12 protein-coding genes are annotated in these 12,380 nt (G+C 62.8%); 2 read left to right on the top strand and 10 right to left on the bottom strand.

Translation table 11 applies throughout. The features are described from left to right. Positions 1-144: 144 nt before the first annotated feature. From JFV30_RS32620 to JFV30_RS32605, 4 genes are read right to left on the bottom strand one after another with little or no spacing between them, the layout of a single operon-like run. Entirely contained in the window at positions 145-513 is a 369-nt protein-coding gene (locus JFV30_RS32620) for a glyoxalase superfamily protein (protein ID WP_201126109.1), read from the bottom strand. Between the two features lie 29 nt (positions 514-542). Then, positions 543-2,006 carry an N-acyl-D-amino-acid deacylase family protein gene (locus JFV30_RS32615; protein ID WP_201126108.1) on the bottom strand — a complete coding sequence of 488 codons (1,464 nt, stop codon included), beginning with the start codon at positions 2,004-2,006 and terminating at the stop codon, positions 543-545. A gap of 1 nt (position 2,007) precedes the next feature. Beyond that, positions 2,008-2,868, bottom strand: a complete 861-nt coding sequence (locus tag JFV30_RS32610; protein ID WP_201126107.1) for a MurR/RpiR family transcriptional regulator — start codon at positions 2,866-2,868, stop codon at positions 2,008-2,010. A gap of 15 nt (positions 2,869-2,883) precedes the next feature. Continuing rightward, positions 2,884-4,287: a GntT/GntP/DsdX family permease gene (locus JFV30_RS32605; protein ID WP_029616051.1), complete on the bottom strand. Its 1,404-nt coding sequence runs from the start codon at positions 4,285-4,287 to the stop codon at positions 2,884-2,886. Positions 4,288-4,480: 193 nt separating this feature from the next. On the opposite strand from JFV30_RS32605, the gene JFV30_RS32600 reads away from it, so the two are divergent. Further along, entirely contained in the window at positions 4,481-4,873 is a 393-nt protein-coding gene (locus JFV30_RS32600; protein ID WP_201126106.1) for a lysozyme inhibitor LprI family protein, read from the top strand. 2 nt (positions 4,874-4,875) lie between these two features. Here JFV30_RS32600 and JFV30_RS32595 read toward each other — a convergent pair whose 3' ends face one another. From JFV30_RS32595 to JFV30_RS32575, 5 genes are all read right to left on the bottom strand, one after another. After that, entirely contained in the window at positions 4,876-6,321 is a 1,446-nt protein-coding gene (locus JFV30_RS32595) for a SulP family inorganic anion transporter (protein WP_201126105.1), read from the bottom strand. A gap of 208 nt (positions 6,322-6,529) precedes the next feature. Next, complete coding sequence (locus JFV30_RS32590; protein WP_201126104.1) at positions 6,530-7,423, bottom strand: NAD-dependent epimerase/dehydratase family protein; 894 nt, start codon at positions 7,421-7,423, stop codon at positions 6,530-6,532. Positions 7,424-7,527: 104 nt separating this feature from the next. After that, complete coding sequence (locus JFV30_RS32585) at positions 7,528-8,424, bottom strand: LysR family transcriptional regulator (protein WP_201126103.1); 897 nt, start codon at positions 8,422-8,424, stop codon at positions 7,528-7,530. Positions 8,425-8,465: 41 nt separating this feature from the next. Beyond that, positions 8,466-9,056 (bottom strand): NAD(P)H-dependent oxidoreductase, encoded by a 591-nt coding sequence (locus tag JFV30_RS32580; RefSeq protein ID WP_201126102.1) that lies wholly within the window; start codon positions 9,054-9,056, stop codon positions 8,466-8,468. Between the two features lie 116 nt (positions 9,057-9,172). Continuing rightward, positions 9,173-9,937 carry a sulfite exporter TauE/SafE family protein gene (locus JFV30_RS32575; protein ID WP_201126101.1) on the bottom strand — a complete coding sequence of 255 codons (765 nt, stop codon included), beginning with the start codon at positions 9,935-9,937 and terminating at the stop codon, positions 9,173-9,175. Positions 9,938-10,116: 179 nt separating this feature from the next. On the opposite strand from JFV30_RS32575, the gene JFV30_RS32570 reads away from it, so the two are divergent. Then, a complete protein-coding gene (locus JFV30_RS32570) occupies positions 10,117-11,013 on the top strand; it encodes a LysR substrate-binding domain-containing protein (RefSeq protein WP_201126100.1) in 897 nt (298 codons plus the stop codon). Here JFV30_RS32570 and JFV30_RS32565 read toward each other — a convergent pair. After that, complete coding sequence (locus JFV30_RS32565) at positions 10,959-12,365, bottom strand: amino acid permease (protein WP_201126099.1); 1,407 nt, start codon at positions 12,363-12,365, stop codon at positions 10,959-10,961. The two genes, JFV30_RS32570 and JFV30_RS32565, sit on opposite strands and share 55 nt — an antisense overlap. Positions 12,366-12,380 lie beyond the last annotated feature (15 nt).

Below are 12,380 nucleotides of genomic sequence, written 5' to 3'. Positions count from 1 at the left end.
TTGCGTGATGCCCAAACCGACAGTAGTATCCGGCTGGCAGGTCAATGCTTCCGGTGAAGCGCAACCCCAGCCACTAACTGGGTTTGCAAAAAAAACCGCCCTACCCGGGCGGTTTTTTATTGCCTGCGATGTGTGCACGCAGCCTCAGCCACTGACGTCCTCAACAAACACCAACCGGTTCCCCGACGGGTCGCTGATGCTCATTTCGCGACTGCCCCACGGCGTGTCTTCAATCCCGGGCTTGGCGTTGCGGTAGTTTTTGGCCAGCAACTGCTGCTGGTACGCCTCCAGGCCCTGGGCTTGAATCCGCACCGCCGCACCTGGCGTGCAATCGCCATGGTGCTCGGACAGGTGCAGCACGCATTCCCCCAGCGACACCTGCAGGTACAGCGGGAAATTGTCTTCGAACCGGTGCTGCCAATCGACCTTGAACCCCAGGAAGTCGACGTAGAACTCCAGCGTCCTGGCCTCGTCGAAACTGCGCAGAATGGGGGTGACTTTTCCTAAGTGCATGGTGATTGCTCCGTGTTTGAGAGCGGCCACTATAAAGCCGCGAACCCTTTACGCAAATCCCCGCTGCGCGCCAGGAATCGTCCGGGCCGCTGGCCGTTGGGCTGGCCGTCGCTGTAGCTCAACACGCCGTTGACCCACACCCCGTCAATCCCTTCCGCCGCGCGCTGGGGCGCCTTGAAGTCCGCCACATCCCGCACCCGCAACGGGTCGAACAACACCAGGTCCGCCCAGTGCCCTTCGCGAATTTCGCCGCGCTCGGCCAAGCCAAAGCGCGCCGCCGACAAGCCGGTCATCTTGTGCACCGCGGTGTGCAGCGGGAACAAACCAAGGTCCCGGCTGAAATGCCCCAGCACCCGTGGAAACGCGCCCCACAACCGTGGATGCGGGAACGGATCTTCCGGCAAACCATCCGAACCGATCATCGACAACGGATGCGCCAAAATACGCTGCACATCGGTCTCATCCATCCCGTAATACACCGCGCCGGCAGGTTGCAGGCGACGGGCCGCGTCCATCAGCGGCACTGCCCACTCGGCGGCAATGTCCTGCAGGTCCCGCCCGCCCATTTCCGGGTGCGGCGTCGACCAGGTGATGGTGATGCGAAACGCATCGGTGACTTGCTTGAGGTCCAGGGTCGAAGAGCTGGCCGCATAGGGATAGCAATCGCAGCCCACCGGATGAGTCTTCGCTGCGTGTTCCAGTGAAGCCAACAATTGCGGGCTACGCCCCCAGTTACCGGCACCCGCGCACTTGAGGTGGGAAATAATCACCGGTGCCCTGGCGTGACGACCAATCTGAAACGCCTCGTCCATGGCCTCCAGCACCGGCTCGAATTCGCTGCGCAAATGGGTGGTGTACACCGCGCCGAACGCCGTGAGCTCTTCACTCAGCTGCAGCACTTCATCGGTCTCGGCGTTGAACGCGCTGGCGTACGCAAGGCCGGTGGACAAACCCAGGGCACCGTCCGCAAGACTCTCCTGCAACTGCACGCGCATGGCGGCGATTTCGCCGGGCGTGGCGGTGCGGTGCAGGTCGTCCATATGGTTGCTGCGCAGCGCCGTGTGGCCGATCAGCGCCGCCACGTTCACCGCCGGGTGGGCGTTTTCCACCGCCGCTCGGTAATCGGCAAAACGCGGATAGGCGAAGGCCTCACGCTTGCCCAACAGGTTCATCGGGTCCGGCGGATCGGCCCGCAGGCTCACCGGCGAAGCGCTGATGCCGCAATTGCCGACGATCACCGTGGTCACGCCCTGGCTGAGCTTGGGCAGCATCTGCGGGTGACGAATCACCACGGTGTCATCGTGGGTGTGCACGTCGATAAACCCCGGCGCCAGCACGCGCCCGGTGGCGTCGATTTCATGCTCGGCGCTGTCCCGGGACAGGTCGCCGATTTTCTCGATACGCCCTTCGCGCAACGCCACATCGGCGACATAGCCGGGGGTGTTGCTGCCATCAATGATCAAAGCCTGGCGGATCAGCGTGTGGTATTTCATCTCAATCTCCAAGCGGCAGGCTGTCGGGGCCGCCGCGATAATCGTCCAGGGCCAGCTTGATCCGTCGCAGGCGTTCCTGGTTGTCGTCCGGCATGGCCAGGGCCAGCTCGGTGGCGAGCACGTCGATGGCCAACAGCATTCCGTAGCGCGCCGCCGTTGGCTTGTAGATAAAACTGGTTTCCGCCGGTTGCAGCGGCAGCAACACATCGGCCAGCTGCGCCAGCGGGGAGTCCGGCAGGGTGATGGCGATGATTTTTGCGCCGTAGTTACGCGCCAGCGCCACCACGCCCAATACCTCCGGGGTGATGCCGGTCAGCGAGCAGACGATCAGCGCATGCTCCGGGCCCAAGGTGGCGGCCGTCACGCGCATCATCACCGGGTCGTGGCAGGCGGCGATCGAGTAGCCCAGGCGCACCAGGCGCACTTGCAACTCGTCGCTGCACAGGCTCGACGGCCCGCCCATGCCGAACGCGTGGATCATCCGCGCATGGCCCAGCAGGCTCACGGCGTCGACAAAACTGCGCTGGTTGAAACCGGACAGGTGCCGGCGCAACGTCGCCTCGATATCGCTGAGAATCTGCCGGTGAAACGCCGACTGCTCCGGCAGGCCCGCCGGGTCAAGAAAACGGCTACCGACGCCGCTGGCCTGGGCCAGTTGCAGGCGCAGGTCACGCAGGTCGCGGCACCCGACGCTGCGGGCGAAACGCGACAAGGTCGCGGTGCTGACCTCGGCCCGCTGGGACAACGCCTCCAGGCTGGCGGACGCTGCAAAGCCGACATCATCCAGCATCAGCTTGGCGATACGCCCTTCGCCAGCGCTGAAGGAATCCTGGCGGGCGCGGATCTGGTAGAGGATGTCCATCGGTTCGGCTCCGGGTTACAAGATGCAGGACAGGCCATAAGTCAGACCGAAGGCGACCACCGAAATCAGGGTCTCCAGCACGGTCCAGGTCTTGAAGGTCTGGATCACCGTCATATTGAAGTATTCCTTGATCAGCCAGAAGCCGCCGTCGTTCACGTGGGAAAAGATGACCGACCCCGCACCGGTGGCCAGCACCAGCAATTCCGGATGGGGATAACCCAGGCCCATCGCCACCGGCGCAACCACGCCCGAGGCGGTGGTCATGGCCACCGTAGCCGAGCCGGTGGCGATGCGCATCAACGCGGCGAACAGCCAACCCATCACCAGCGGCGACAAGTTGAAGGCATGCGCCAGGCCAAGGATTTCATTGGTGACACCAGCGTCCACCAAAATCCGGTTCAAGCCGCCGCCCGCGCCCACCAGCAAGGTGATGCTGGCCGTCGGTGCCAGGCATTCGTTGGTGAACTTGAGGATCGATTCACGGTTGAAGCCCTGGGCCAGGCCCAGGGTCCAGAAGCTCACTAAAGTGGCCACCAGCAGCGCGATCACCGAGTTGCCGATAAACAACAGGAACTGGTTGAACGCGGTGCCCGGCGTGGAAATCAGGTTGGCCCAGCCGCCGATCATCATCAGCACCACCGGCAACAGGATGGTGCCCATGGTCAGGGCGAAACTCGGCAAACGGGTGCGCGGTTCGCGGTCGATGAACTGGCGTTCCAGCGGGTTTTCCGCCGGCAGGTGAATGTGCGGCACGATGAACCTGGCGTACAGGGGGCCGGCAATGATCGCCGTCGGGATACCCACCAGAATCGCATACAGCACGGTTTGCCCGACCGACGCGTTATAGGCCAGCACCGCCATCATGGCCGCCGGATGGGGCGGCACCAGCGCATGCACCACCGACAAGCCCGCCACCATCGGCAAACCGACCATCAGGATCGACACGCCCACTCGCCTTGCCACGGTAAAGGCGATCGGCACCAGCAACACAAAACCGACCTCGAAAAACAGCGGCAGCCCCACCAGGAAGGCAATGCACACCATTGCCCAGTGGGCATTACGCTCGCCGAAGCGGTTGATCAGCGTGCGCGCCACCTGCTCGGCGCCGCCGGATTCGGCCATCATCTTGCCGAGCATCGTCCCCAGCGCGACCACCAGCGCAATATGCCCCAGCGTCTTGCCGACGCCCGCCTCGTAGGAGCCCATGATCGTATCCGCCGGCATCCCGGCCAACAGGGCCAGGCCGATGGACACCAGGGTGATGACGATAAACGGGTTGAGCCGGTAACGCGCGATCAATACGATCAATGCAATGATGGCGATGGCGGCGTAGATCAACAGCCAATACCCCGGTGATGCGGCCATGCGGTACTCCTCGGAAAGGGTCACGTCGAATAGGTTGTGAAAGTCATAAATCATTACCGAGGTGGATTTTCAATTTTTATGAAAGTAATTTTCGCCCACGGATAAGCCCTGTCGCGCAGGGATATGCCCAGGGTCAGTGGATGAAAATTCGGGGGGCGTTCTTACATGAAGATTGCCGGGGCTGGAAACTCAACTGCGCAGGCCGAGTCTTAGACTGCACACCGACTCATGACCAGGAAAACCCAGAATGAATCGTCAACACCTGCTTGTTCCCTTCGCCGCCGGCGCACTGCTGCTGGCCCTGTGCGGCACGGCCTCGGCCGACGAGAACCCGGCGCTGAAAAAATGCATGGACGGCGCCAACACCACCGCCGACATGGTCGATTGCAACGCCAAGGAAACCAAGGTGCAGGACGCGCGCCTGAATACCGCCTACAAAACCGCGATGACGGCGATGGAAGGCAACCGCAAGCAGCAATTGCAGGATGTGCAACGCCAGTGGATCAAGTTTCGCGATGCCAATTGCGGCTTCATCGGCTCGGCCACCGGCGGCACCATCGACCAGGTCAACGGCTCCGGCTGCGTGCTGGACATGACCCAGACCCGCGCCCAGGAATTGGAAAACCTGGTCGGGCCGTGATACTAGTCGTGCTGTACCCGGGCGCGCTTGAGCAGTTTGCGGCAGCGTTCGGACAGGTGCAGCACCCGCAGATGCTTGCCGGCCTTGGTGTACCGCTCCCGCAGGGTCATCAAGGCGGCAATCGCTGAATAGTCGACAAAGCTCAAGTGACGGCAATCCAGCGTCACCTGGGCCGGGTCGTTGGCCGGATCGAACCGATTCAGGAACGGCGTGGTCGAGGCAAAGAACAGCGTGCCGTGCACCCGATAGAGTTTGCTGCCGTCCGGCTCCATATGCTCATCGGCATACAGCTCACGCGCTTGCTGCCAGGCGAAGTTCAGCGCCGCAATCACAATCCCGCAGAGCACCGCCGTCGCCAGGTCGGTGAACACGGTAATCACCGTCACCGCCATGATCACCAGCACGTCGTTGAGCGGCACCTTGTTGATCACCCGCAACGAAGCCCAGGCAAACGTCTGCTGGGACACCACGAACATCACGCCCACCAACGCCGCCAGCGGAATGCGCTCGATCAGCGGTGACAGAAACAGAATGAACAACAGGATCATCACCCCGGCAAATACCCCGGAGAAGCGCCCGCGTCCGCCGGAGCTGAGGTTGATCACGGTTTGCCCGATCATCGCGCAGCCGCCCATGCCGCCGAACAGGCCCGAGACCATATTCGCCGCGCCCAGGGCCACGCTTTCGCGGTCGGGGTAGCCACGGGTTTCGGTGATTTCGTCGGTGAGGTTGAGGGTCAGCAGGGTTTCCAGCAGGCCGACCATGGCCATCAGGATCGCGTAGGGCGCGATGATGTGCAGGGTTTCGAGGGTCCAGGGAATCTGCGGCAGCGCGAAGGTCGGCAGGCCGCCGGCGATGTGGGCCATGTCGCCCAGGGTGCGGGTCGGCAGGCCGAGCAGATACACCGCCAGGCCCACGCCGAGGATCGCCACCAGGGCCGGCGGCACGGCGCGGGTCAGGCGCGGCAGCAGGTAGACAATGGCCATGGTTGCCGCAACCAGCCCGGTCATCACGTACAGCGGCGTGCCGCTGAGCCAGGTGTCACCGCTCTTGAAGTGCTCCAACTGCGCCAGGGCAATGATGATCGCCAGGCCGTTAACGAACCCGAGCATTACCGAGTGCGGCACCATGCGCACCAGCTTGCCCAGGCGCAACAGGCCGAAGGCAACCATGATCAACCCGCCCAGCAGCACCGTGGCCAGCAGGTACTGCACACCGTGCTGCACCACCAGTGCAACGATCACCACCGCCATCGAGCCGGCGGCACCGGAGACCATGCCCGGCCGGCCGCCGAACAGCGCGGTGAGGGTGCAGATGATGAACGCGCCGTAAAGGCCCATCAGCGGGTTGAGGTGGGCGACCAGGGCGAAGGCGATGCATTCGGGCAGCAAGGCAAAAGACGTGGTGAGTCCGGCCAGGGTGTCGGCGCGCAGACGGGTGAGGTTCATTGAAGTACCGGGGAGTCGCGGGGGATAAGGCTGGGGATGGTACGGAATTGGGCGAGGTGGGGCTAGTGTTGGGTAAGACAATGGGACCGAGTCGCCCCTTTCGCGAGCAAGCCCGCTCCCACACTTAACCGAGTTCCAACTTTGGAATGCGATCAAATGTGGGAGCCGGGCTTGCCCGCGATGGGCTCAACTCGGTTTCAAGCGAACATCACACCATCTCGTTGCGAATCCACTCGACTACAGAGGTCCGCTTCGGCGCCCACCCGAGCAATTCCCGCGCATGCTTGCCACGCACCCGGCTGTTGGAGCCCAGGCCATAGTTGGCCATTTCATAGCCCCACTCGGCCTCGGCATCCGCCAATGGCCAATCCTGTGGCTTGCCCAGTTTCAGCGCTTCGGCAATCGCGGTGGTCATGTCGACAAACGCCGCTTCGCCACTCTCCACAAAGTAGAACGTACCCGGCACATTCTTTTCCAGCGCCAGCAGGTACAGCGCCACCACGTCTTCGATGTGCACGTTGGACCAGATGTTCTGGCCAGTGCCCACATGACGCACTACGCCGCTCTTGCGCGCCTGCTTGAGCAAGCGCGGCAATTGCACGCTGTCGCGCTTCACGCCCAGGCTGTGGCCGTAGATCAGGGTGTTGCAGATCACCGCCGAGTTCACGCCGTCTTGGGCGGCAGCCAGGATCAGATTGTCGATGGCCACGCGGGCGGCCTTGTCGACGGTCGGCTCGGGCAGGTTGTCTTCGACGTAGATGACGTCGCTCGACTTACCGCCGGACGCATCACCGACGATGCTCGAACCGCTGGTGTGCAGGAACGGCTTGTTGGAACCGCGCAAGGCGGCCAGCAAGGTTTCCACAGCACCGCGATGGTCGCTGCTGGCGGCGTTGATGACCGCGTCAGCCTTCTTCGCTTGCTCGGTCAGCAGCGCGCTGTCATCCAGCGTGCCGGTCACCGGCGTGATGCCCAATGCAGTCATTTCGGCAGCTTGCTCGGCGCTGCGCACCAACCCGGTGACTTTATGGCCGGCCTTGACCAGGCCCGTGGCGATGGAGCCGCCGATAAAACCGGCAGCGCCGGTAATGAATACGTTCATGGAGGTGTCTCCCTGCGTGAGTAATTGATGGCGTCAGTATTGCGGACCTATCCATGCGGAATAAGTCCGTATTGCCCAATTCAATCTTGCGCTGGGGTCACGAATCAGCTGGCGTAGCTGGCCAGTTTGCCCTGGATAAAGTCCAGGAAGCACTGGATGCGCAAGGCCAATTGCGAGTTGCGGTAGTACACGGCGTTGATCGGCTGGCGATAGCCGCTGTTGAACTCGGCCAGCACCGGTATCAGGCGCCCGGTCTTGATGTCCTGGGCGGTCATGAAGTCCGACAGACAGGTGATGCCCTGCCCTTCCAGCGCCAGCTGGCGCAAGGTTTCGCCGCTGGAGGCGGCGACGCCCGGCTGGATCTGCCAGCGATCCCCGTGCACATGGCGCAATGGCCAGTGGTTGAGGGTTTCGGTCTGGGTGAAGCCGAGCAAGGTGTGTTCGGCCAGTTCGGCAACGGTGCCGGGGGTGCCGTGCTGTTCCAGGTAAGCCGGGCTGGCGAGGATATGCAGCGGGCTGCAACCCAGTGAGCGGGCGTGCAGGGTCGAGTCGGCCAGGGCACCGATGCGAATCGCGATGTCGGTGCTCTGCTCCAGCAGGTCGATGATCAGGTCGTTGCTGTTCAGCTCCAGCTGGATATCCGGGTACAGGCCACGAAACTCGGCGATGTAAGGCACGATCGCGTGCAGCATGAACGGCGACGCCGCGTTGATCCGCAGGCGCCCCGACGGGGTTTGCTGGCGCGACGACAGGCGCTCTTCGAGGTCGTCCATCTGTTCGAGGATCACCTTGGCCCGCTCGAAGAAATACTTGCCCTCTTCGGTCAGGTCCATGCGCCGGGTGGTGCGGTTGATCAAGGTGGTGTCGAGCTTGGCTTCCAGGCGCGACAAGGTGCGGCTGACCGCCGAAGGCGTCTGCCCGACCTGTTCGGCTGCGGCGGAAATCGACCCGCATTCAATCACGCAGACGAAGATCTGTAGCTCATCGGATCGGGCTTTCAACGTGAATCCTCTTTATAGCGGCTGCACGGATACTAGCTGCATTACAGACTCAGGTTAAACACCTGCGCCAGATGCTGCTCATAACGTGCCACGTCGGCTTCGATGGCCGGGCGCTTCATCACGTCCACGCAGAGGAAGGTCGGCAGGCCGGTCATGCCGAGGAATTCGTTGGCCTTGTGGAACGGGAAATACACCGCGTCCACGCCCTTGGCTTCGAAGAAGTCGGTAGGGTCGTCGAAGGCTTGCTGCGGGGCGTTCCAGGTCAGGGACAACATGTATTGCTTGCCCTGGATCAGGCCGCCGCTGCCGTATTTCTGCGAAGAGTCGGAGCGGGTGCGGCCGTCGCTGGCGTACAGGCTGCCGTGGCCTTCGGTGAAGACTTCGTCGATGTACTTTTTGACGATCCACGGGGCGCCCATCCACCAGCCGGGCATCTGGTAAATGATCACGTCGGCCCAGAGGAACTTGGCGACTTCTTCGGCCACGTCGTAGCCGGCGTCGATGTGGGTTTCCTTGACGTCGACGCCGCCACGGTCCAGCACGGCCAGGGCGGCTTCATGCAGGGTGCTGTTGTAGCGACCGTCGGAATGAGCGAACTTCTTGCCGCCGTTGAGCAGGAGAACTTTCTTCATGGGGGTGCCTAAAGATTAAAAATGTCTGAAGGCAGGGTAAAGAGGTCGGGGCTTTGGAATAAGCGCCGGGCAGGCAAAATACATTTGACCGGAAAGCACGAATCAACAATAGATTCTTAACCACTGATCAGCAGATGCCCACCCAACGCGGCCATGCCGATAAAAAATACGCGCTTGAACAACACCGCGCTGATGCGCTGGCGCAGGGCCTGGCCCAGCCACATGCCGAGCAGCGCGGGTACCAGCGCCAATAGCGAGGCATTCAACTCGCCGCCGCCCAGGCTACCGCGCCAGAACAGTCCGGCCGCCAGCGCCAGGGTCGATACGGTGAACGAAAGCCCCAGCGCCTGCACCAGTTGGTCGCGGTTCAAGCCCAACGCTTGCAGATACGGTACCGCCGGGATCACAAACACCCCGGTGGCCGAGGTGATGACCCCGGTCAGCACCCCGCACAGCGGCCCCAGCCAGCGCTCGGTGGCCGGGCTCACGTTGAACGTCGGCAGCAACAGCCCGCTCAAGGCATACACCAGCAACGCCCCGCCCAACGCCCGCACCACCCAATGCCCGCCGTCCATGCCCAGCCACAACGAGCCCAGCCCGGTGCCGAGGAAAATCAGCAGGAGCATCGGCCACAGGCGTTTGATCAAGGCGCTCAGGTGGCCGCCGAAGGCCAGTTGCCAGAGGTTAGTGACGGTGGACGGAATGATCAGTAGCGCGGCAGCCTGCGCCGGCAACATAGCCAGGCCGAGCATGCCCATGGCGACGGTGGGCAGGCCCAGGCCGATCACGCCCTTGACCGTGCCGGCCAGCATAAACGTGCCGATCACCAGTAATGTCAGGGCCGGACCGAGGTTTTGGTAGAACGCGAGAAAAGTATTCATGGGTTGATTTTGCGGGCTTGGGTGTTGCTTGAAAATTCGCCATATACTGAGGCAGCCTCTTGTTTTGCATGAGGCTGATGGCCTCATCGCAGGCAAGCCAGCTCCCACAGTGATCGCATTCCAAAGTGGGAGCGGGCTTGCCCGCGATGAGGCCGGCACAGCCACCCTGGAAACTCGCCATGCACTTTGACCTGATCGACCTGCGCCTGTACCTGCACATCCTCGACACCGGCAATATCACCGCCGGCGCCGGCCGCAGCCATTTGTCCCTGGCTGCCGCCAGCGCGCGGATTCGGGCGATGGAAGCTTCACTGGGCATTGAGTTCCTGGAGCGTGGCCGCCGAGGCGTCACCCCGACACCGGCAGGCAAAGCCCTGGCCCGTCACGCCCGCCTGCTGTTGCAGCAAGCCGAGCACCTGCAGCAAGACCTCGCGGAATACGCCAACGGCGTCAAAGGCCAGGTGCGCCTGCTGTGCAACACCACCGCCCTGAGCGAATACCTGCCGGAACTGCTGGCGGATTTTCTGCACGAGCACCCCAACCTCGACATCGACCTGCAGGAACTGCCGAGCCTGCGCATCACCCAAGCCTTGCGCCAGGGCACAGCAGACCTCGGAATTATTTCCGATGCGGTGGACACCCACGGCCTGCAAACCCTGCCCTTTCGCGACGACCCTCTGGTGCTGATCATGCCGCTGGATCATCCCTTGGCCGAACGCACCGTGAGTTTCATCGACAGCTTGCAGCACGACTACGTGGGCCTGGCCGCCGGCAGCGCGCTGGCGGTGTACCTGGAAGAACAGGCGCTGCACGCCGGCTTTCGCTTGCAGACACGCATCCGCGCGGACGGCTTTGACGGGTTGATTCGCATGGTCGCCCGGGGGGCCGGGCTGGGGATCGTGCCCCAGGCGGCGCTGGAACGCTGGCCGTTGGAGCGGCGCTTCAAGGCCCAACCCCTGACCGAGGAGTGGGCCTGTCGCAAGCTGCTGTTATGTGCCCGCGAGTTCGAGCGATTGCCGGGTTACGCCAGGGCCTTGTTCGACGCCCTGGCCGCGCCCTTGCGGAAAAATACGTAGTACACCAGCGACAGAATCAGCAGGAACGGCACCCCGAACACCAGCGTCATCTTGAACGCGTCGGTGAAGAACGTGGTGATCATCACCGCCCCCATCAACACCAGGCCCAGCAGGGTGCTGTAGGGAAACAGCGCCAGCTGGAACGACAGCTTCGCCCCGCCATGGCGCTGGCGGTAGCGGCGGAAAAACAGGTGCGTAAGGAAGATCATGAACCAGGTGAAGATCGCGCCAAACATCGAGATCGCCATCATCAGGGTGAACGAGCTTTCCGGGTACACCACGTTCAGCAGCGTCGCCAGGGCGATGCCCGAACTGGACAGCAGCAAGGCGTTCAACGGGATGCTGCTCTTGCTCAAGGCGCCCATGGACTTGGGCGCAAAGCCGGCGCGGGACAGGCTGAACATCATGCGGGTGGTGATGTAGAGCTGGCTGTTCATCGCCGACAAGGCGGCGATCAGGATCACGAAGTTCATCACCCCAGTGGCGCCAGGAATGCCGATGGTCTGCATCACTGTGACGAACGGGCTCTGGGCATGCCCGGCCTGGTTCCACGGCACGATGGCCAACATCAGCGCCAGGGTCAGCAGGTAGAACACCACCAGCCGCACGATGGTCGCGCGGAAGGCTTTCTTCACCGCCTGCTCCGGATCGGCTGCTTCACCGGCGGCCACCGCGATCATTTCCACGCTCAGGTAGCTGAAGATCGAGACGATCACCGCGATCCACATGCCGCTCAACCCATTCGGGAAAAAGCCGCCGTGGGCGGTGTAATGCTGCACACCGTAATCCGGGTTGCCGGAGCCGAACACCACATACACCGCGAGGATGATGAAGCCGACGATGGCGCTGATCTTGATCGTGGAGAACCAGTACTCGAAGTTGCCGAAGGTCTTGACGCTGATAGCGTTGAGCACGATCAGCACGCTGGAAAACGACACGATCCACACCCACTCCGGCACGTTGGCGAACCAGTACTTCATGTACATCGCCACCGCCGTGACCTCGGCGCCCACCGCCAGCACAATCGCCGCCCAGTACGCATACCGCACCAGGAAGCCCGCCAGCGGGCTGACGTAAAACTCGGCATACGCGCCGAACGAGCCCGAGGTGGAATGCGCCACGGTCATCTCCGCCAGGCAGCCCATCAACAGCAAGGTGATCAGCGCACCAATGGCATAGCTGACCAGCACGCTGGGCCCGGCATAGCCGATGGCGTAGGCGCTGCCCATGAACAGCCCGGTGCCGATGGCGCCACCGATGGCGATCATGCTCATCTGGCCGGAAGTGAGCTGGCGCCTGAGGCCCAACTCGCGATTGGTAATTTCGGCAAAGCCTTGGTCTGGCGTGGTCACGTGGCGTGCCCCTTT

This window comes from Pseudomonas sp. TH32 (assembly GCF_016650855.1).
In the GTDB taxonomy this organism is placed as follows: Bacteria; Pseudomonadota; Gammaproteobacteria; order Pseudomonadales; family Pseudomonadaceae; genus Aquipseudomonas.
This window is presented reverse-complemented; position numbering and strand designations above follow the sequence as displayed.

Bases quoted from the DNA above. Each gene is read 5' to 3' on its own strand.
- JFV30_RS32610 (WP_201126107.1), bottom strand. From the start codon at position 2,868: ATGGACATCCTCTACCAGATCCGCGCCCGCCAGGATTCCTTCAGCGCT.
- JFV30_RS32620 (WP_201126109.1), bottom strand. From the start codon at position 513: ATGCACTTAGGAAAAGTCACCCCCATTCTGCGCAGTTTCGACGAGGCC.
- JFV30_RS32595 (WP_201126105.1), bottom strand. From the start codon at position 6,321: ATGAACCTCACCCGTCTGCGCGCCGACACCCTGGCCGGACTCACCACG.
- JFV30_RS32570 (WP_201126100.1), top strand. From the start codon at position 10,117: ATGCACTTTGACCTGATCGACCTGCGCCTGTACCTGCACATCCTCGAC.
- JFV30_RS32580 (WP_201126102.1), bottom strand. From the start codon at position 9,056: ATGAAGAAAGTTCTCCTGCTCAACGGCGGCAAGAAGTTCGCTCATTCC.
- JFV30_RS32590 (WP_201126104.1), bottom strand. From the start codon at position 7,423: ATGAACGTATTCATTACCGGCGCTGCCGGTTTTATCGGCGGCTCCATC.
- JFV30_RS32605 (WP_029616051.1), bottom strand. From the start codon at position 4,287: ATGATTTATGACTTTCACAACCTATTCGACGTGACCCTTTCCGAGGAG.
- JFV30_RS32575 (WP_201126101.1), bottom strand. From the start codon at position 9,937: ATGAATACTTTTCTCGCGTTCTACCAAAACCTCGGTCCGGCCCTGACA.
- JFV30_RS32600 (WP_201126106.1), top strand. From the start codon at position 4,481: ATGAATCGTCAACACCTGCTTGTTCCCTTCGCCGCCGGCGCACTGCTG.
- JFV30_RS32615 (WP_201126108.1), bottom strand. From the start codon at position 2,006: ATGAAATACCACACGCTGATCCGCCAGGCTTTGATCATTGATGGCAGC.